Source organism: Acinetobacter sp. ACZLY 512 (assembly GCF_023614015.1).
GTDB classification, from domain to species: Bacteria; Pseudomonadota; Gammaproteobacteria; order Pseudomonadales; family Moraxellaceae; genus Acinetobacter; species Acinetobacter soli.
In genome coordinates, this window is record NZ_JAKIVI010000009.1 from 1 (window position 1) to 20,771 (window position 20,771).

The 20,771-nt window shown below is 44.8% G+C and carries 20 protein-coding genes and 1 pseudogene; 8 read left to right on the plus strand and 13 right to left on the minus strand.

Features of this window, described 5'->3' with window-relative positions:
* Window positions 1–323 precede the first annotated feature (323 nt).
* Entirely contained in the window at window positions 324–920 is a 597-nt protein-coding gene (locus L2096_RS10700) for a TetR/AcrR family transcriptional regulator (RefSeq protein ID WP_004941493.1), read from the minus strand.
* Between the two features lie 83 nt (window positions 921–1,003).
* On the opposite strand from L2096_RS10700, the gene L2096_RS10705 reads away from it, so the two are divergent.
* Entirely contained in the window at window positions 1,004–2,209 is a 1,206-nt protein-coding gene (locus tag L2096_RS10705) for an oxygenase MpaB family protein (RefSeq protein ID WP_250365385.1), read from the plus strand.
* 198 nt (window positions 2,210–2,407) lie between these two features.
* On the opposite strand, the pseudogene L2096_RS16155 reads toward L2096_RS10705, so the two are convergent.
* The 4 genes and pseudogenes from L2096_RS16155 to def form a co-directional block, all read right to left on the minus strand.
* A pseudogene (locus L2096_RS16155) lies at window positions 2,408–2,548 on the minus strand (hypothetical protein); the annotation flags it as partial.
* Window positions 2,549–2,623: 75 nt separating this feature from the next.
* The gene (locus L2096_RS10715) at window positions 2,624–4,615 is read right to left on the minus strand and encodes a TonB-dependent copper receptor (RefSeq protein ID WP_250365386.1); all 1,992 of its coding nucleotides are present in this window, start codon (window positions 4,613–4,615) and stop codon (window positions 2,624–2,626) included.
* Between the two features lie 102 nt (window positions 4,616–4,717).
* Window positions 4,718–5,149 (minus strand): DUF2946 family protein, encoded by a 432-nt coding sequence (locus L2096_RS10720; RefSeq protein WP_076033608.1) that lies wholly within the window; start codon window positions 5,147–5,149, stop codon window positions 4,718–4,720.
* 81 nt (window positions 5,150–5,230) lie between these two features.
* Entirely contained in the window at window positions 5,231–5,755 is a 525-nt protein-coding gene (gene def / locus L2096_RS10725; protein WP_004944209.1) for a peptide deformylase, read from the minus strand.
* 119 nt (window positions 5,756–5,874) lie between these two features.
* Here def and L2096_RS10730 point away from each other — a divergent pair, with 119 nt between their 5' ends.
* From L2096_RS10730 to tsaC, 3 genes are read left to right on the plus strand one after another with little or no spacing between them, the layout of a single operon-like run.
* A complete protein-coding gene (locus tag L2096_RS10730) occupies window positions 5,875–7,017 on the plus strand; it encodes a LysM peptidoglycan-binding domain-containing protein (RefSeq protein WP_104125337.1) in 1,143 nt (380 codons plus the stop codon).
* A 21-nt stretch (window positions 7,018–7,038) separates the two neighbouring features.
* Window positions 7,039–8,190 (plus strand): DNA-processing protein DprA, encoded by a 1,152-nt coding sequence (dprA, locus tag L2096_RS10735; RefSeq protein ID WP_250365387.1) that lies wholly within the window; start codon window positions 7,039–7,041, stop codon window positions 8,188–8,190.
* A 39-nt stretch (window positions 8,191–8,229) separates the two neighbouring features.
* The gene (gene tsaC / locus L2096_RS10740; RefSeq protein ID WP_004941519.1) at window positions 8,230–8,802 is read left to right on the plus strand and encodes an L-threonylcarbamoyladenylate synthase type 1 TsaC; all 573 of its coding nucleotides are present in this window, start codon (window positions 8,230–8,232) and stop codon (window positions 8,800–8,802) included.
* 502 nt (window positions 8,803–9,304) lie between these two features.
* Here tsaC and L2096_RS10745 read toward each other — a convergent pair.
* The 4 genes from L2096_RS10745 to L2096_RS10760 all read right to left on the minus strand — a co-directional run bounded on the left by L2096_RS10745 (window position 9,305) and on the right by L2096_RS10760 (window position 13,363).
* Window positions 9,305–10,213, minus strand: coding sequence for an outer envelope protein (locus L2096_RS10745; protein WP_048763958.1), 909 nt, complete (start codon window positions 10,211–10,213; stop codon window positions 9,305–9,307).
* A gap of 306 nt (window positions 10,214–10,519) precedes the next feature.
* Window positions 10,520–11,461 carry a LysR substrate-binding domain-containing protein gene (locus L2096_RS10750; RefSeq protein ID WP_004941523.1) on the minus strand — a complete coding sequence of 314 codons (942 nt, stop codon included), beginning with the start codon at window positions 11,459–11,461 and terminating at the stop codon, window positions 10,520–10,522.
* A 237-nt stretch (window positions 11,462–11,698) separates the two neighbouring features.
* Complete coding sequence (locus tag L2096_RS10755; protein ID WP_004941526.1) at window positions 11,699–12,613, minus strand: DMT family transporter; 915 nt, start codon at window positions 12,611–12,613, stop codon at window positions 11,699–11,701.
* 75 nt (window positions 12,614–12,688) lie between these two features.
* Window positions 12,689–13,363, minus strand: a complete 675-nt coding sequence (locus tag L2096_RS10760; protein WP_048763959.1) for a TetR/AcrR family transcriptional regulator — start codon at window positions 13,361–13,363, stop codon at window positions 12,689–12,691.
* A gap of 148 nt (window positions 13,364–13,511) precedes the next feature.
* Between L2096_RS10760 and L2096_RS10765 the strand changes: the two genes are divergently transcribed.
* From L2096_RS10765 to L2096_RS10780, 4 genes are all read left to right on the plus strand, one after another.
* Window positions 13,512–14,726 (plus strand): MFS transporter, encoded by a 1,215-nt coding sequence (locus L2096_RS10765; protein WP_250365388.1) that lies wholly within the window; start codon window positions 13,512–13,514, stop codon window positions 14,724–14,726.
* Between the two features lie 19 nt (window positions 14,727–14,745).
* Window positions 14,746–15,516 (plus strand): AraC family transcriptional regulator, encoded by a 771-nt coding sequence (locus L2096_RS10770; protein ID WP_250365389.1) that lies wholly within the window; start codon window positions 14,746–14,748, stop codon window positions 15,514–15,516.
* 142 nt (window positions 15,517–15,658) lie between these two features.
* Window positions 15,659–16,204, plus strand: coding sequence for a glutathione peroxidase (locus L2096_RS10775; RefSeq protein WP_004944233.1), 546 nt, complete (start codon window positions 15,659–15,661; stop codon window positions 16,202–16,204).
* A gap of 185 nt (window positions 16,205–16,389) precedes the next feature.
* Window positions 16,390–17,004 carry a PM1805 family lipoprotein gene (locus L2096_RS10780; RefSeq protein ID WP_048763975.1) on the plus strand — a complete coding sequence of 205 codons (615 nt, stop codon included), beginning with the start codon at window positions 16,390–16,392 and terminating at the stop codon, window positions 17,002–17,004.
* Window positions 17,005–17,010: 6 nt separating this feature from the next.
* Here L2096_RS10780 and L2096_RS10785 read toward each other — a convergent pair whose 3' ends face one another.
* From L2096_RS10785 to atpG, 4 genes are all read right to left on the minus strand, one after another.
* Window positions 17,011–17,892 (minus strand): D-hexose-6-phosphate mutarotase, encoded by an 882-nt coding sequence (locus L2096_RS10785; protein WP_250365390.1) that lies wholly within the window; start codon window positions 17,890–17,892, stop codon window positions 17,011–17,013.
* Between the two features lie 115 nt (window positions 17,893–18,007).
* Window positions 18,008–18,427, minus strand: a complete 420-nt coding sequence (locus tag L2096_RS10790) for a F0F1 ATP synthase subunit epsilon (protein ID WP_004941547.1) — start codon at window positions 18,425–18,427, stop codon at window positions 18,008–18,010.
* A 27-nt stretch (window positions 18,428–18,454) separates the two neighbouring features.
* Window positions 18,455–19,849, minus strand: a complete 1,395-nt coding sequence (gene atpD / locus L2096_RS10795) for a F0F1 ATP synthase subunit beta (RefSeq protein ID WP_004941550.1) — start codon at window positions 19,847–19,849, stop codon at window positions 18,455–18,457.
* 30 nt (window positions 19,850–19,879) lie between these two features.
* Window positions 19,880–20,749, minus strand: coding sequence for a F0F1 ATP synthase subunit gamma (atpG, locus tag L2096_RS10800; RefSeq protein ID WP_004941554.1), 870 nt, complete (start codon window positions 20,747–20,749; stop codon window positions 19,880–19,882).
* Between the last annotated feature and the right edge of the window lie 22 nt (window positions 20,750–20,771).

Genomic DNA, 20,771 nt, shown 5'->3' on the forward strand with positions numbered 1-20,771 from the left:
ATTCTCTTAATGATCTTCTCGATGATTCGTCATCATCAAGCTAGGTCGGCTATGTTACTCTAAATCTCTTCAAAGTCAACAGGTAATTTCGATATTTTTAAAACTTTATCTTCAAACCCACAACCTAACCACTCAAGCCAAGTTACTGTTTTTCAACAAGTTTCTATCTGCATCACCGCCGATGGATGTGCATTCTACACTATTTCTCACCCCTTGCAAGCTTGTTGGACTAAAGTTTTGATTGCATGGCTATATTTTGAACCAAAAATAATATAAGTTATTATTTTATATAGTTTATTTATTTTAAATGTTTTTTCTCACATTTAATTTTGTTTCAGATAGGCCAAAATCATCTGGCATAATTCCTGTTTAAGCTTTTGTTCTTCAATTAAAAAGTCGTTACTACTGACATAACGCATCATGGTAAATAAGGTGCTGTTGATGATCACAAAGGATTTATGCTTGAGTCTTTCAAAATCCCATTCGGGATAAAGCCGATTAAACACATAAAGACCGACTTCGAAAAAATGCTGTTCTAATATCTGAGCAGCTTTTGAATGGTTGTATTGATGCCAGTGTTTAAGTACCTCGATAAAAAATCCCTGATCGGCGTTCATTTTATCGAATCCAAATTGAATACTCAGTGGAATCAGGTATTCAATTTCTAATTGCTCTTGTGCAACTACCAGTTTTTTGAAGGTCTGCCCCAGTTGTTCACTTTTACGTAATAGTAGCTCTTGAATAATTTCTTCTTTGTTCTCAAAGTATTGGTAAATTGATCCGACACTGATACCAGAGCGCTCTGCAATTTTAGGTGTCGTGACTTGATGTAGGCCGTATTCTGCAATACATAATTGGGTAGCCTCCAAGACAGTATCGACCAGATAAATCGCGCGTTGCTGCTGGGGTTGTTTTCTCATAAATCGCCTGTCTCAAATGCGAATTGAATGCGAATAATTATTCGTATTAGAGTTGATTAAACATTAATCAGGCTGAATGTTCAATGCAAACTCTTGTACCGTCCAGATTAGCTTCATTTGATCATATGTCGAAATCACGCTGGCTGGGGCATGTTTTATCCTATATTTGTAAGCGCCCCATTCAACCCAACGTAAAAGAGTATAGAGAACTCGCGGAAGCGTTAGTGACGGGTGATCCCGCCATGGACAAGGTGATCGATTGGCTGATGCAAAATCCTGCCGAACACCGACAGCTTTTTGAGACGGCGCTCTTTGAAGGCCTTGATGCGCTAGCTGAGCCCATTCCAGAACTGATTGAGTTTTTTGAGCAGATTATGCATCCGCCTGCATGGTTCGATGAAAGCCGTCTAAATGATGCAGTGATTTTCACGCATCGACTGGGCGTCAATAACGGCTTTATTCTGCGCGATTTGTCTTTGATGGTGGGCTACTTATATCCTGGATTTAACCGTCCGTTGATTCTCACTGGGGCATTGAAAAAACATGCCGGTAAACGCTTGGCGGAAACCACAAAATGGTGGGTTGAAATTACCGAGATTGATGGTTTAAAGCGCTTTGGATCAGGTTTTACCTCGACCATTTACGTGCGCTTTATTCATGCCCTGGTTCGGCATCAATTGTCGCGCTCAGAAGAATGGGATACAAAAAAATGGGGATTACCGCTCAATCAGTTTGATCTGGCCATGACCAATATCGCCTTTAGTGGTGTGGTGTTATTGGGTATTCGGGCGCTGGCTGTATTTCCGAATAAGCATGAGGTAGCACAATTTTTACATTTCTGGAAATATGTAGGCTGGCTGATGGGGGTCGATGAAAAATGGCTGGTCGATAACGAGCGCGATGCTTGGCGTTTATTGTACTGGATGCAAGATGCTCACCCAGAATCGGACGAATCGAGCTTGGCACTTGGACAAAGCCTTTCAAAGGAACCTTTTGAACGTCGTTATCAGCGTATGCGTAGTTTTCAGCAAAAGCTGGCGTATCATATGCATCTTGAAATAACGCAGTTTTTTATTGGGCGTAAACGCATGCACAAACTGGGCTTGGAAGAGCGCCCTGCGGCATGGTTTGCTTACTTCTTAATTGTGCGAAATCTGATTTTACATACCAGTGCGAAGTACCTGCCCAAAGTGGACCGTTTTTTACTTCGACGCGGTCGAATTGTACAAAAGTTTGGTATGCATTTATACCAAAACGAAGTCCAGTCACTCAGTGATATGCACAGTTAAAAAAGGGAGCCATGCTCCCTTTCTTTTCATCTGTTATTGATGGGCTGCACCACCCGAATGAGATGAATGATCCATATTCATATCTTTCATGTCCATATGCATTTCCTCATGTGAAGTAGTAGCTGAGGCTGCTGCATTTTGCTCAGTTGCTGGCGCCATGGCAGGTGCTGTTTTAAAAGCATGCTGCTGGGTGTGCATTTTCTGCTGACTCGGCATGTAATCTGGCTCATTGTTCACCGCCAGATAAAAAACGCCCATAAATATTAGACTCAAGATAAAGGCCACGATCAGCAGCTTCCATCCCCACACTGATTTTTCGGGTGACAGTTTTTCACTCATGTTCATCTCCTATAAGAAGAGGCTGATCTCACGTTTTCATCCTCTTCTATATTTAGTCTATAAAAAATGCAAATCTTAGAATTTCATACTCACGCGCGCCCAATAATTACGCCCGCTGTTGTTAAACTGTTCGTTAGCAGCATAGCCAAATAAGGCTGCTCCCGATTTATTCAGATGTTCGGCATAGGCTTTATCGAGCAGATTATCAATCCCCACAGCAAAATCGAGTGTTGGACTGTATTGATAAGCTGCATTAATCGCCAGCGTACTAAAGCCCTTACTTTTACCGATATCATAACCTACGATATTGCCTTCATTGAGACTAATTCGGTTTTGCTTGGCGACTGCGCGCCACAATAGCCCTAGACTATAGCGATCTTGCACATAACGCAGATTGAATCGGCCTTCGAGCGGTGCAATTTGAGGCAAAGGCTTACCGTCGCTGGTATTTTTGCCCCATGCGTACATGGCAGATAGATCGGTTTGAAGATGATCGGTCAGATGATAACCGATTCCTGCTTCTGCCCCTGCAATGGTGGCATCGATACTACGTGCTGGTAAAATGCTGACACTGCCGTTTGGATTGGATTGATACGGCACCAAAATAAAATCATCGATCAATCCAGCATAGGCCGATGCCCACGACGTTAAGGCACCCTGTTCAAATTCAAAGCCTAAATCAAGCTGTGTGGTCTTTTCGGTATCAAGATAGTTCAGTAGCCCCTTTGATACGCGAGAGATTTCCCAATAGTCTGGACTACGCTCAACATACCCAATGCCTGCATAGGTTTTAAGCCCGTGTTCTGGCAATGCATGTTCAATTCGCACAAAGGCACTTGGATTGGTGTCTTTACGCTGTTGATCATTCGCAGCATGATTCACTTTTACTTGATCGATACGACCACCCGCAACCCATTTTGTCTCTGGCGACAAGGTATACGTCCACTCGGTAAATGCACCATAGCTTTGATATTCTAGGTCACGCTTTAAAGGTGGAATTGGGTTGGCATCGCGCATATACATATTGCCTGCGTGCTGATTATGCTGAGAATCCACACCAGAAATAGCACTAAAATTGCCCCATTCGGTGGTCACAGCCGTACGTGCATTAATCGTGCGGCGCGTCACTTCCATAGCCATCGGCATCATTGGCGGTGTGCGCAGTTTAAAGTTGTCCATCACATGATCGTTGTAGCTATAATCGATCTGCGCTTCAACTTTCTTGATCACATCAGTGATATTTTTTTGCTCGGCATGCAGCCCTAGGCTTTCACGTCTAAATTGTGTGCCATCCATAGTTCGGCCAGCATAGGCTGACTCCCCATCGCTTGCGCCTCCCCGTAGCTCAAGCCAAGTATCTTGAGTCGGTTTCCAGCCTAAAGCTAAATCGGTGCTCCAGCGCTCCCATTGGGATTGCACTGTTTTACCGTGGCCATCTTGATAATTTCCGGCTACTGAACGATTGGCATTCAAGCGTGCATATTTGCTTTCGTCACCTACGGCAGCTTCAATATTGTGATCAAGCCGACCAAAGGAGCCAATCAGTACACTGGCCTGTCCACGATAAGGTTTATCAGCACTTAACTGCTCAGGTTCGCGTTCAAAAAGGACTGTTGCCGCCGAGCCAGGGGTGGCATACAACACAGTTTGCGGGCCTTTAATCACGGTAATTCGATCATAACTTTCAGGATTAATGTAGGAGGTTGGAGAGTCCATCCGCGCTGGACAAGCCCCCAAGTTTTCGGTGCCATCGGTTAGCATTTTAATACGTGAACCAAACATGCCCCGAAAGGTCACATCACCGTTAGTACCGCCATTTTTAATAGCGTTAAAGCCCAGAATACTTTGTAGATAATCTGCACCATCAGTGGCCGGAACGGGCTGAATGGGCTGTTTGGGATCTGCCTGAACAATCAAACCATTTGAACGCGTTGTTTCTTGTGCAGTTACCACAATTGGCGGCATCTGTGTCGTATCAGTTGCAGATTGCGTTTCGGCAAATGCAGATGTGGTGGCAAGTAGCATCGCAGCCGTAATCGGCTGTAATAAAAATTGAGGCTGAGTCATGTCTGTATCTCAAAAACATAAATACGCGCTATGCCTGATACGTCTTATGCGTATTAGGCCAGAAAAACATACGAGGGATAAAACCCCGCAACGAAGCGTGATTTATGCAAATACAGGCGGTGCCCGACCTTGAGGAAGTAAAAATAGACGTTGAAGCGCGTAATAGACGTGTCGAAATGCTTGCTGGAACGCCAGCAAACGCACTTGAATGCGAACCAGTATTTCTTTTACATCCAGTTCGGGCGGTAAAATTAAATGGCCATAGACGGTGCAATATTGACACTGATGATTGAGATCATGATGATCATGAGCTGGCGCCGATTGCGCTTTTTCGAGCATGCTGGGCATATGCTGCATGTGTGAATCTGCATGCGACATGGCCTTATGATGCTGAAGCGCCGACAGATCAAAAGTTTGGGCAATGGTTTCACAGACCGGAGCAATCTGATACTGCTTCGGCAATAACGGCTGTAAAAAAACCGCAATCTGTAATAACACTGCGGTGAATCCCAGCAGCAGCCCAATTTTAAACAAGTCCAGCCTTCTCAGAAATTTTACCGTTACAGTATAACAAAACCCAATCGAAATTGGGTTTTATTGGTGCATTTTGAGCGATTAACGTTTGACAGCGACCTTCTCTTTCTGGCGTGTCAGTTTTTCTACTTTCTCACGCGCTCGCTGACGTTTAAGTGGAGATAGATAATCGACAAACAGCTTTCCGCTCAAATGATCCATTTCGTGCTGAATACAGACAGCGAGCAAACCATCGGCCTCGATTTCAAATGCCTCACCATCAAGATTCAACGCTTCAATCTTGACGCGTGACGGACGGTTGACTTTGTCGTATATTTGAGGAACAGACAGACAGCCTTCTTCATAAGCCTGTGTTTCGTCTGTTAATGGGGTGATTTTGGGGTTGATGAAAACCATTGGCTGATCTTTTTCTTCAGATAAGTCCATGACAATCAGCTGAATATGACGATCAACCTGAGATGCAGCCAAGCCAATGCCGGGTGCTTCATACATGGTTTCTAGCATGTCTGATGCCAGTTGGCGGATTTCATCTGTCACTTCTTCGACAGGTTTTGCAACGGTGCGCAGGCGTGGATCAGGAAAACTCAAGATCGGTAATAAGGCCATAGTGTCTCCTCATTCGTGCCATTGATTAGAAAACCCAAAGAAAGGCAACTCGAAATAAAAATGTATGTATTGCCGTTATTATAACGCAAATACAGACCTAATTTTTAGGAATTATGATAATGAACATGGTTTTAAACGGCTTACGCACGTTTTCTCATTTGGGGCTTAAACAATACGGTTTCGCGCTGGCCATCTGTGGTGTAGTGGGCATATCGAATGCCGAAGCTGCAACGCGCAATCACAATCCACCCTCACTCAAGGCAGGTGCACCGCATGTCTATGTGGTCAAAAAAGGGGATACGCTTTGGGATATTTCTGGAAAATTTTTAAAAAAACCATGGCGATGGCCAGAGATCTGGGCCAGTAACAAACATGTGAAGAATCCACACTGGATTTATCCAGGCGACCGATTGCTGCTGTGTACGCTCAATGGTCGACCGCTCGTTGGACGAGATATGGGGGATGGCTGTGAAGGAATTATTCGTCGTTATACAGGCCGCACCACCTTACCCCCACAAGTTCGCATTGAAGAATTAAAAAATAGTATTCCCGTCATTCCGCTAAGCCAAATTCAGCAATGGCTGGAGCGCTCGACACTTGTATCGGCGGACGCTATTGAGTCTGTGCCTTATGTTGTGGGCACCACTGATCAACGTGTACTGGCTGCCAAAGGTCAAAAAATCTTTGTGCGGGGTCAGGGCCTACAAAATGGTCAGCGTTATGCGATCTATCATGAGGGTGAGCCTTACACCACCCTAGATGAACACGGCAAAAAGCGCATTCTGGCCGTCGAACTGATTCAGGTGGCTTCGGGTATTGCAGTGCAATCTGAACAAGAGATCACCACGCTCGAACTCACCGACACCTATAACGCAGAAACACGTCGTGGCGATTTGGTCATGCCAGAGCAAGATGCCATGTTACCAACATTGTTTTATCCAACCGAAGGCAATGAAATGGTGGCAGGTGGCAAGATTGTTCGTGTTATGGGCTCCATTGCCACAGCAGCACGCAATAGTGTCGTGACGCTTAATCGAGGCTTGAACCAAGGTGCCAAAGTAGGACAAGTACTCGATATTTATGCGCAAGGCGAAAGCGTCAAAGACCCGAAAACGCATGAACTGATCAAACTTCCGAATCAAAATATTGGAAGTTTGATGATATTTAAAACCTTTGATGAATTCAGTTACGCTTACGTACTCGAGAGCAACTTACCCATTAAAGTCGGGGCAGAAATTCGCCCTCCTCAAGATGAAGAATAAAACAATATTATTAATAGACTTATGATGAAACAATTTTCTGCGCACCATCGCCATACCATTGCAGTATGGTCATTGGTGCAACACTCACTCTCAAGTTTTAATACCTTAGTTCGTCATTTTGGCGATTGTGAAACGGCGCTTGAACCTCAGAATCTGGCCAAGTGGCAACAGTTAAAGCTACATGCCAATCATCTAAAGCGAGCTGCGGAATACGCAACACCAGCGGGGCAATCGGCATTTTCAAACTTGCTTGCGCACATTCAGCAACACACTGATTTTATTGTTACGCCAGAAGATCCACTATATCCGGCCCAGTTGATGCCCTATACCGACAAGCCTCCAATTTTATTTGGTCGTGGTTCGGCTCAGCCCTTATTACAGCCACAAATTGCCGTGGTGGGCAGTCGTAAACCCAGCCCACATGGTCGGCAAGTGGCCTATGACTTTGCCTATTACCTCAGTGAAAAAGGATTTTATATCACCAGTGGGCTTGCACACGGCATTGATGAAGCAGCCCATCAAGGCAGTGTCATGCAGCAACGGGCGATTGCAGTGGTCGGAACTGGATTGGATCGATGTTATCCGGCAGGGAATCGTACATTATACGAGAGTATTGCTTCGCAAGGCGGTGCAGTCGTCAGCGAGTTTTTGCCGGGCACACCACCGTTAAAGGCCAATTTTCCACGGCGCAACCGTATTGTGAGTGGCTTAAGTTTAGGCGTGTTGGTGGTAGAAGCCAAAAAAGAAAGTGGCTCACTGATTACCGCGAATCGAGCTGCTGAGCAAGGTAAAACGGTCTTCGCGATTCCGGGACATATTTATAGTGAGTTTCATCAAGGCTGCCATCAATTGATTCGAGAAGGAGCAATTTTGGTGGATCATCCAGAGCAAATTCTGGAAGATTTAGCGCTTCCCACACATTGGCATGCTCAATCTACGGCAGCAGTCTCGGCCACCTCTACCCCTGAAGATGTATCCGATGCCTTGGCTGTTCCCGAAGAGCTGATTCCGCTTTATCAGCGCTTAGACTGGACGGGACAAGACCTCGATCAGTTGGCACAGCAGTTTGAAGGCTCGACCGCAGAGCTGACCGGTCAACTCATGGAACTTGAACTGTTGGGACTGTGCATTCAACGGTCGGGACGTTATCTACGTTGTACTGGCGGGTTTTAAGGTTCACAATAGCGTTATTTTTAAATTTGGAGATGAATTATGCTGACCACCTCCGTTACGGAAGCAGCCCAATACCTGACACAGGGCGATGTGCTGGCCTATCCGACCGAGGCAGTCTGGGGCTTGGGCTGTGATCCCTTCAATGAGCAGGCATTTCATGAAATTCTGCGTTTAAAGCAGCGCCCTATTGAAAAAGGCGTGATTTTACTGGCCGGAGATATTTCACAGGTCGAGCATCTACTGGATGAACTTGATCCAGATATTCGCCAGCAAGTTATTCAAAGCTGGACACAGCGCGGCGTCGATGAGCGCGCCACGACATGGTTATTGCCGATCCATTCACAGCAAATTCCCGCTTGGATTACAGGTCAACATCATCAGGTGGCTGTTCGGGTGTCTAATCACCCACTTTGTATGGCACTGTGTCATGCCTTTGGCGGCTTTATTGTCTCGACCAGTGCCAATCCGGCAGGACTTGAACCTGCGCGCTCACTACAGGAAGCTTCCGCCTATTTTGGGCAGCAATTACATTATTTAAATGGTGATTTGGGTTTAAGCCAGCAGCCAAGTCGGATTCTCGATGCCAAAACTGGCGATGTGATTCGCAACTAAATGAATGAACACTCAAATGTAAATAATTATCTTTAATTTATATTATACAGATCTGTCTATCTAGCTACCTAGATAAATGGACAGACAAAAAAAAGCTCAGTCATATGAGGATGACTGAGCATAAAAAGGGATGTGTATCAATCACATCCAGAGGGTTCAACAATCTGGAAGTAGCAACAGTACACTTAAAAAGTGACTGTTTTTACAGTGCGCGTAGTATGAAAGAAACAACTCATTAATACAAATATATTATTTATCTTACATATAATTAGAATAAGTTCGAATCAATTTGAATATTTGTTTAAAAAGTTAATTTATATTGATCTTTTTATTCAAATTTTATAGAAAACTGATAATTGTTTAATTTTTAAACACATCCTGTAATCATAGTGGAATTCGATAAGTCATCACATCGTGTCAGAATATTTTTTACTTAAATTTATTCAGACAAAAGAGAGCACATAAAAACCCTGTTCATATGCTCCCACCCTGCCCTTAGCACTTAAAAGTGATAATCCACTCTTACCATAGGTGTGCTCGCAGTGGCCCCCTTTCCGGCAAAACCATCAGTATCGTTACCGAATTTGTTTTTCCAGTATTCGTAACCTGCACCCGCACGTAATTTGCTGTCTTTTAGCCCGATCAATCCGCTCATGTCATACATAATGCGTGCATCGATGTGGGTTTCCGCTTTGGTATCGCCACCAGATTCATTTTTTCCTTTAGCATCAATCCACAGTGCATAGCCTTCAAAGGACAGCGGTGTTTTTGCAATCGGAATGCCCCACGTAAACTGTGCTGCCATATGTGTATCGTAAGTATAACGACCCGTTGAGTAACCAAATCGTGGCGTATCAGAAGACGGATCATTACTTTCAAATAGTGCCAGCACACTAAAATCTAAAAAGCCCGGTACATCAAAGCGAACCGTTGGGCCTACCACCCACATGCGCTTTTTCGAGCCATAACTGTCATTTTTGGTATTCCAGTCTAACCCCGCGGTCAAACCTGCGCCACGTATATAGCCGGGTACCGCCAAATCCTTTTTAAACAGTGCACCTGCATCCAGATAACGGCGTATTACCACATAGGCTTCTTGGGCACCTTTACCACTTGACTGGGTACTGTTGGGCTCATCATCTGACTGAAGTAAATCGACATTAAAAAAGTTGGAGCCATATTTATCACCACTGGCATGGGTGAGATTAAAAATCTGCTTGGTAATATCAATTCGATCGCCTGCGGCATCATTTTTATAAGGTTCTGCAAATTGAGTACCGTAGCGCCAGCCAATTGAGGTATCACTCCAGATGGCTGCATCTGCGACTTGCATGGCGCCCATTCCCCCCAGAATAGTCGCGAGGCTTCCCATCAGTTTTTTTAATGATCTGCCTTGTTGTACTGCGTTCATTACACACTTCCCCTGATCCACTTCCTTAAGTAAAAGCACTGGCTATTTATCTGAAGATGCATAGCGATGGCTGTTTGACATTCGCTTAAATGGCTTGCAAAACGATGTCGCCCGCTGATAAAGGCAAGTTTCCTACCAAAGAAATGATTATTGAGAATCTGCAATGTTGCTTATGCAAAAAATGCCATAACACATGTCTATCACGCATCCATATTGGCCATGATAAATAAGAAAAGAAGCGCCAGCAGATGATGATCTGATGCTCGCGCCTGATCAGGGATGCGCATTATGATGATACAAAGGAATTTAGTTTAAGACGTGACTGTCGTTTCGAAGTACCGAAATAATCAGCTCACGAAACCAGCGCTGTTCTTGTGAACGATGTAAACGCTCATGCCAGAGCAAGAAATACGGAATCTTGGGGAACTTGACTGGCGCATCGACCACTTTGAGTGGCAGCAATGCACTATAATGGCGAGAGAATGAACGCGGTGCTGAAAAAATCGCGTCAAATTGCAGCAGCATATAGGGAATCATGCCGAAGTATGGCACATAGGCCACGATATTACGTTTGATTCGTTCTTTGGCCAAGTACAGGTCAATCACGCCACGCTGACCAACGGTATATGGCGTTGGGGCAATATGGTCGGCTTGTAGATAATCGTCAAGTGTTAACGGCCGTGCAGCCATTGGATGCGATTTACGCATCAGGCACACCACTTCATCTTCAAACAGTGGTGCAAGGCGCAAATATTCGGGTGGCTGCGGCCAGTTACCAATCACGGCATCATACATCCCGCTTTCTAGTGCATGGGTATAATCTACATCGTGCGCCATCGAGTGCATGATCACGGTGCAATGCGGCGCTTCTTGTCGTACACGACGCAACACTTCACCCAGCGCAATTGCGTTGAGGTAATCCGGCGCGGCAATATTAAAGACTTGACGCGACTCGGCCGGATGAAAATGCACCTGCTGTGTGGCAATCAGTTCCATTTGCGCCAGTGCTTGACGCACAGGTTCAAGTAGCGCTTCACCACGTTCGGTCGGGGTCATGCCATTACGACTACGAACCAAAAGCTGATCGCCGGTAATGTCTCTGAGTTTTTTGAGTGCGGTACTGATGGCAGGTTGGGATTGATTGAGCCGCTTGGCCGCATTGGAGACGCTTTTTTCAGTTAATAGCACATGCAACACCTGCAAAAGATGTGCATCTAAAGCTTCCCATTTGTTGGCTGGATTAATCACCGCTGCGTCCTGATTTTATTCGTTACATGTTTAGCGTATTCAAGTTTTATACCAAATGGACAATTCTAAAACTCATCCAGACGATCAACCACACGCCCTCAATCAGTACACTACCATTTACTGCATGTTTTGCCTATTCTGCCATCGTATTGAATACACTGCCACACCACGCTGTCCATTCAGATACTCGCCCGCATAAGTTGAAGATACAGTTAAATTAAAAAGAAAGCGGATCTTTTAAGACGAGGTATTTTGTACGATGACAGGCGCATTTTTCTTTTGTGCCATCACAATGCCGACCAAAATCATCATGCCACCAATAGTATGAAATAAAGTCCATTGCTCGGCTAACCATAAACTGGCAATAATTGCAGTAAACACTGGCATTAAATTCATAAAAATACTGGTACGATTTGGCCCGATGTGTTGTACCGCCAGCATCCACAGCAACGGCGCCAGCAATGAAGGAAAAATACCCGCATAAAGTAAGCTCGGTGCATTTCGTGCATTAATTGCATCTAGACCAAAATACATTAAAAACGGGATGTGATAGAGCAAGGCAAAACCGATTTGCACATATAGACTAATCAGTAATGGAATTTTGAGCTGCCATTTTTTTAAGAATACACCATAAAAGGCATAGAAAAAGACAGCCACGACCATGAGTAAATCACCCGAATGACCGCCCATATTGAGTAGCGTAGTAAAATCACCTTTGCCTAAAATATACAGCAGACCTAAAAACGAAATGATACTGCCCACAATCGCAAATCGATTGGGAATATCTTTTAAAATCAGCATTGAAACAAAGATGGTAAACACGGGAATGAATGCATTGACAATTCCCATGTTGGTGGCGGTAGTATAATGCGCGGCGGTATAAGATAAGCCCTGATACAGCACCATCCCGAAGGCACTCAGTATGGCAAGCTGGCCCAAATGCCGGCGGACCAAAGCACGTTGCGCCCAGACTTTGAATAGCATGAAAGGCGTCAGCACAATAAAGGCTATGAGCCAGCGGTAAAAACTGATGCTGGCCGGCTCAATCAGATCGACCGCATAACGCGTAACGGCAATATTCATCGACCAAATCAGTACTGCAATTAAGGGCAATAAAAAAGCCCACCACTGGGTTTTTGCGATCTGATTCATGCTGCTCTCTGTATCCTGAAGATACGATTATTGTCGATAATGACGGATGAAATTGAAATATCGCATTTCAGACATTTATATCGCGTGATCGCCATGCGACTGTACAAACAAACACCAGCTCTGCATAGCGTACTTTACTACCGCTGTGAGTTGCGCTAGATCTGCACCATCACGTGCCTGTAGCGTAAGACCCTGAAGCAGCGTGGCATAAAAATCGGTCATGGTTTCAATCGGAGCATTGGCGGGTAAATCACCATCGATGATGCCCTGTTGCAAGCGCTCCAATAATTTGTGTTTGGTTTTCAACCGTTTTGACAACAAGGTGTGCTGAACTTGCTGGGTCGATTCGGAACAGTTCATGGTCGCCACCACCAACATACAACCGGAAGGCTTATTGGGTTGCAGCAAACGGTTCAGATTGTCATAAAAATACAATTCAAAGGCAATTTTGGCAGTTTTGGCTTGTTCAAAAATACGCTCGATGGGACATGCCTCATGCGCTAAATAATAATCGATGCTTTTATAAAACAAAGTCGCCTTATCGCCAAAGGTACTATACAAGCTCGGGGCAGTCACATTTAATGCCTGAGTCAGATCATTGATTGAGGTCGCCTCGTAGCCATGTGCCCAAAACAGCAGCATCGCTTTTTCAAGCGCTTGCTGCTCATCAAAGCATTTTGGGCGCCCGCGTTTTTTTTTGCACGGCACGTCTTGATCCTGCTGCTCAAAGCCATTTGCTACATCTGTCATAAACGCCACGTTTATTTTTATAACAATCACTATTAAATTACTTGACGCTGGTGAATTGTTCAACTATTTTATTTTCATAATGATCACTATTAAATTATAAATTAGATCGATCACACGCTTTGCATCTCCCAAAATTAGGATATTCATCATGAATGCGCTTCATGCTCAAGAGGCTACGCCCTCTCGTCCCACTGGTGGCAGTTGGCTCGCCATACTCGCTGTTTCAATTGCGGCATTTGCACTGGTGACCAGTGAGTTTTTACCTGTCGGGGTACTCAATGACGTGGCCACTGATTTGAATATCTCGGTGGGTACTGCCGGATTGATCATCACGCTCCCCGGCGTCATGGCGGCGCTGGCGGCACCATCACTGCCGGTTATTTTTAAACAGCTCGATCGTCGTTATGTACTGATTGTATTGACCGCCATTATGGTACTGGCCAATGCCTTGACTGCCTTTGCAGACGATTTTAACGTGCTGCTTATCAGCCGGATGATTCTGGGCATTGCCATTGGCGGGTTCTGGGCCACGGCAATTGCATTGAGTGGTAAATTGGCGCCTGCCCATTTACCAATTGCCAAAGCTACCGCCGTAGTGATGGCCGGTGTGACCTTAGCCACGGTACTGGGCGTTCCCATTGGCACGTGGTTAAGCGAATTTTATGGCTGGCGTAGTGCTTTTGGTATTACTGCCATCATTGGTTTTGTGGTGCTGCTGTTACAGCTACGTTTTTTACCGGTGCTGGTTCCTGAATCATCGATTCGACTTCAAGACCTACCAGTCTTATTGCGAGTGCCTAAAGCACGTAACGGCATGTTAATTGTGCTATTGATGGGTTTGGCACACTTTTGTGCTTATAGTTACCTCGCACCTTTTTTTAAACATATTGCAGGATTCGACGGCACCACCATCAGTAGTCTGCTTTTGCTATACGGTATTGCGGGAGTATTTGGTAATGCCTTTGCAGGCTATAGTGGTAATTTGAATATTCGCTACACCATGGCTTTTGTGGGCGTATGTTTTGCGGTTGTTTTCTTTAGCTTTCCCGTCTTTGCCATTCATGAAGCCGGCGCGATGATTTTAACTGCGTTATGGGGCTTTGCCTTTGGTGCATTTCCAACTTCGGCCAATATCTGGATGTTTGTTCATGCGCCTAAAGCCGTCGAAAAAGGCATGCCACTGTTCGTCGGGATGTTTCAGGTCATGATTGCGACAGGCTCTTTGATCGGCGGCTATGTAGTTGACCATTTTAATGAAAATATCTTAATTTATGGTGTGCTCAATTTTGTTGTATTGGCCTTAATTGGTTTATTTACCTTAGTTAAAGGTTTAAGCAATCCAAAGCTTCACTGCGAACAGTAAATTTTTTCGGATTTCTCATATGGATTTATCTTCCGTATCATCTGCCGCAGCGATGCTCAAAGAGCAGATTGATATCCATGAGTTTTTCTTTCACCCCCACGATGAAGTGCTTACACATTCATCGCTTTGGGGGGATTTTAATTTTAGCTTGAATGGACTGCTGCAAATTCAGGTCGAGCAACGGACATTTTTCGCACCACCCAATTACGGTGTGTGGCTACCACCACGGACCACACATTGTTGTCTTAATATCGATCAGCCGACACATTTTGTGTGTATTCGGCTACATCCTCAGCTTTCCGCGAAATTGAGTGATTGCCCAAAAACACTCGAGATCCAGCCATTTTTTCATGTCTTGGTAAAAGAGATTCTAGATCCGACACGTGATCATTCCGAGCAAAGCCGTCTGCACTTATTACAGGTATTGCTGGATCAGCTCCTGACAGCCAAACAATATGATCATTATTTACCAGCGTCAGCGCATCCCGTACTGGCACCGATTTTAAATGCTTTGGCCGATGCCAAACGCTTTGCTCAAAGCCTACAGCAAATTCTTGATGATTTTGAGATTAGCGAGCGACATGCGCTGCGCTTATGTCAGCAAGAGTTAAACATGGGGCTCTCTGAATGGCGCAATCGAGCCAAAGTGGTATACGCAGTTGCAAAAATTCGTCAGGGTGATTCAGTCAAACGTATTGCGCTTGAGCTGGGCTATCATCAAAGCTCGAGCTTCATCGCATTTTTTAAACGTTACACCGGACACACACCCGTACAGCTTAGAACGGGTTAATCCCAAATCTTAACGATCTGTTTCATCACAAAATTATGCTATACATCGCATTTAAACATGTCATCGTATGATATGCCTGAGCGCCCTCAATACATGCTCTTGTAAGCTTATTTTTACTCTTTCTTTTGCATAAGGATTCGATATGAGTCAGTCGGTTTATCATATTCCTGTTCAAGACATTCAAGGCCAAGCGGTCGATCTTGAACAATACCATGGCCAAGTACTCTTGATTGTGAACGTTGCATCAAAATGTGGCCTCACGCCGCAGTACGAAGGACTCGAAGCACTGTATCAAGCTAAAAAAGATCAAGGTTTAACCATTTTAGGCTTTCCGGCCAATAACTTTTTGGAACAAGAGCCTGGAACGAATGAAGAAATTCAGCAGTTCTGCTCTTTAAATTTTGATGTGAAATTTCCATTGTTTGCAAAAATTTCGGTTGCTGGTGAAGACAAGCATCCGCTTTATCAAACTCTTATTCAAGCACAGCCCGAACGTATTGGAGAAGGCCCGTGGTGGAAAGACTTGGTTGAATATGGTCTGACCCCAAATGAACCACCAGAAGTGCTATGGAATTTTGAAAAATTTTTAGTCAGTAAAACAGGCGAAGTCGTTGCCCGTTTTGCACCCGACATTACCGCAGATGATCCTCGCCTGATTGATGCCATTAATCAAGAATTAGCCAAATAAGCCATTCTATATGAGGCATGCCGCAGGTATGCCTCATGCATTCTATCCTCTAAAAACAATACTTTTACAACATGACCTTCATATTCTGCTAAATCGGGCATGCTCTAATTGTAGAATTAACAATATGGCGCCATTTGAAGTTTCTGTTTGATAATGTGGATGTCATATGGCTTTGGATGGAAAAAATGATGATGCCTACACCTTTCGCTGCTAAATTTTCTTTGCTTGTGCTGAGCTGTAGCATATTGTTTGTGGGGTGTGATCAACCACCCGACGCGGAAAGTACAGCGCGTGAGCGAAGCATGACATCGGCCAATCAAGACAACATGCCTATCGATAATCAAGGTAGTGATGATGCCCTCAACAATGAAGAACGCTCATCGACCACGAATCTATTTTACTTGCTTCGCGACGCGGCAGATTTGCAGCTTAAAGTAGGTCAAGACATGCAAAAGTTACAAGCGACGCAAAGCCAGCTTGAAACTGCACTTCAAGAACAAGACCCGCAGGCCGCACAGCAAACATTATCTCACTTTAAAACCCAGTTGACCCAATTCAATGACAATCTCAATCAGTTACAACTGAAGAGCCCAGAAGTTGAAAAATTACGTCAACAGCTGATCAATACCAATGAGCAGCTGTTACAGAGCGATCTGTTTCAACAGACATTGAACTGGAAAAAACAGGATATTGTGGCTATTCAGCATCAGCTCAATACGCTACAAACTGAAATGCTGAAACTGGCTGCCCTAATTGTTAATCCAAACTCGACGGCTTCAAGCACAGACTCTAAATCTTAAAGCGCCCTAGAGATCGTTCAGACTAAGACAAAGTTGATAACTGAGTTGCTGCTCAGGCAATAGTGTTTGTTGCTCGGTGGCCACCTGTGCAGCCTCAACACAAACAAATTCTTGCCAGCTTTGAGGTGCTAAATCGGCCATGCGCTTGGTTTTTTCAATCCATGGGTTCCACACCACCGCACTTTGTGCAGATGTCTCAATCACAATTTGTGTTGTAGACGAGTCATCTAAGCGAAATTTTCCTTTCGTGAGCGGATAGATCTGATCGGTTTCACAATGAAACTCAAGCGAAGCAGTATCCTGCTGCTTGATCTGATGACCATCTAGTTGATCGATGTAAGAACACCCTTCAACGCCATACAGTCGGGTACGTTGAGTCTTGACAGCAAAATAACTGTGCCAAGCAAAACCGAAGCTGATCGGATGGAGATCTAAGTTATTCAATCGAAAGTTGAGTTCAAGGGTTTGCCCCAACCGGATGTGCATTTCAAGACAAAATGCGGCATCCCAATAACGACGAGTCGCAGCATGATCACGAAGTTCAAAGGTCAAGCTGTGTCCTTGACCCTGTTGATATTGAGCATCTTTGAATTGCCACTGCATATTTCTGGCAAAGCCATGTGCAGGATAGTCTGTTTCAATTGCATGCGCACCAAACCATGGAAAACATAGCGGAATGCCACCACGAATAGCCTTTCCTGCTACAAATGAATTACGATCTGAGAGCCAGAGTACATCACGCTGATGTTGCTTAGAATAAAATTGTAGAACTTGCGCACCCTGTAGAGCCACTTGAGCCGTACAAAATTCATTGTCGATCTGCAAGACCTGAAGCGCATCTGGTCCCAACGATGCCCACTGAAGGCCCGTGATGTTTTGAAACGCCATATCTGTCATGTCCTCTGCTGCACCTATTTGCAACAGAGCTTAGCGCAAAGCTTGGCTAAACAACAGACATAAAAAAAGCCACCTGACGGTGGCTTCTTCAATCCAAAATCGTGGCTTAAAGCGCGCGATTCTTGATTTTACGAATCGTTTCAAGCTGAGCTGCAGTTTCTGCAAGCGCAGCAAGTGCAGCAGCAGAATCCAGATCACTCTTCTGATTGGCAAGCAATTGCTCGGCGTGCTTACGCGCTTCAACAATTGCTGCTTCATCTAGGTTGTCAGCACGGATTGCAGTATCTGCAAGCACGGTCACAACGTGAGGCTGAACTTCTAACACACCGCCTGATACATAAACGATTTCTTCTGTACCATTTTCCAACTGAACGCGGATCGGTCCTGGTTGGAGCAAGGTTACCAGTGGCGCGTGTCCAGGTAAAATACCCAACTCACCACCTGCACCTTTAGCGATCAACATCGTAACTTGTCCAGAGTAAATTGACTCTTTCACACTTACGACATCACATTGCATCGTCGCCATGAGAACCTCCTAAATTAGAGTTGCTAATTAAAGTTTCTCAGCTTTAGCAATTACTTCGTCAATACCACCCACCATGTAGAACGCTTGTTCTGGGATGTGATCGTATTCACCAGCTAAAAGACCTTTAAAGCCACGAATCGTTTCTTTAAGTGGTACTAATTTACCAGGTGCACCCGTAAATACTTCAGCAACGTGGAATGGTTGAGAGAAGAAACGTTGGATTTTACGCGCACGGTAAACAACCAACTTATCTTCTTCTGCCAATTCATCCATACCCAAGATCGCGATGATGTCTTTAAGCTCTTTATAACGTTGCAATACGTTCTGTACAGAACGTGCAATTTCATAATGCTCAGCACCAACAACCAATGGATCTAGCTGACGTGAAGTTGAGTCAAGTGGATCGATCGCTGGATAAATACCAGAAGATGCGATGTCACGGCTCAATACAACAGTTGCATCTAAGTGAGCAAACGTTGTTGCAGGCGATGGGTCAGTCAAGTCATCCGCAGGTACGTATACCGCTTGGATCGATGTGATCGAACCAGACTTAGTCGACGTAATACGTTCTTGAAGTACACCCATTTCCTCTGCAAGTGTAGGCTGGTAACCTACTGCAGATGGCATACGGCCTAACAATGCTGATACTTCAGTACCTGCAAGTGTGTAACGATAGATGTTGTCAACAAACAACAATACGTCACGGCCTTTACCGTTTTCATCTTTTTCATCACGGAAATATTCCGCCATGGTCAAACCAGTCAACGCTACGCGTAAACGGTTACCTGGTGGCTCGTTCATCTGACCATAGACCATTGCTACTTTGTCAAGAACGTTAGAATCTTTCATTTCGTGATAGAAGTCGTTCCCTTCACGGGTACGCTCACCAACACCAGCAAACACAGATAAACCTGAGTGAGCTTTCGCGATGTTGTTGATCAACTCCATCATGTTAACGGTTTTACCAACACCAGCACCACCGAACAGACCAACTTTACCACCTTTAGCAAACGGGCAAAGTAAGTCGATGACTTTAATACCAGTTTCTAAAAGATCAGTAGAAGCTGCTTGTTCAGCATATGAAGGTGCTTGACGGTGAATTGGCAAACGCGCTTCAGTCGCAACTGGACCTGCTTCATCAATTGGGCGACCCAAAACGTCCATGATACGGCCAAGTGTAGCCGGACCTACTGGAACAGAAATCGGTGCATTTGTGCTGGTTACGTTAAGGCCACGTTTAAGACCTTCTGTAGAACCCATTGCGATGGTACGAACAACACCATCGCCAAGCTGTTGCTGAACTTCTAATGTAGTTTCAGTACCGTCAACTTGGAGAGCGTCATAGATCTTAGGAACGCTATTGCGCTCAAACTCGACGTCGATTACCGCGCCGATGATCTGAATGATACGACCGCTACTCATTGCTGTCTCCTCAATTCAAACTTAATAATGTTAAACGGCAGCGGCACCGCCAACGATCTCGGAAATTTCCTGAGTAATCGCGGCTTGACGCAGCTTGTTGTAAATGAGTTGTAGGTCTTTAATCAATTGTCCTGCGTTGTCTGTCGCTGCTTTCATTGCGACCATACGAGCTGATTGCTCACATGCAACGTTTTCAATTACACCTTGATAAACCATCGACTCGATATAGCGAACCAACAAACCATTTAACAATTGTTCTGCTTCTGGTTCGTAGATATAGTCCCAACCATAAGTACGGTTGAGGTTATCGCTTTCTTCTGCTGGTGCTAAAGGAACAAGTTGTTCAACTTTAGGCTGCTGAGTCATTGCATTGACGAAGCCATTTGACACAAGGTAGATACGATCTAACTCGCCTTTGTCAAATGCATCAAGCATGACCTGTACTGAGCCTGTCAACTGTTCAAGACTTGGCGCATCGCCAAGCTGGGTCGTTGCACCAAGCACTTTACCGCCGTAATTCTTAAAAAACGAAACCGCTTTTTGACCAATCAAAGCAAATTCAACTTCAATTGACTGCTGTTGTTGTGCTTTGACATGCTGCACAACTTTCTTGAACAAGTTAATGTTCAAGCCACCTGCCAAACCACGATCTGAAGACACCACGATATAGCCAACACGCTTAACAGGGCGATCAACCATATAACGATGTTTGTATTCAGGGTTTGCTTGGACCAAGTGAGCAATTACACGGCGCATATTATCGGCATACGGACGGCCTTGGGCCATGCGCTCTTGCGCACGACGCATTTTAGAAGCAGCCACCATTTGCATCGCGCGAGTAATCTTTTGCGTGCTCTTGATACTGGCTACTTTGGCGCGAATTTCTTTTAAATTTGCCATACGCTTAACCTAGTAGTCGAAA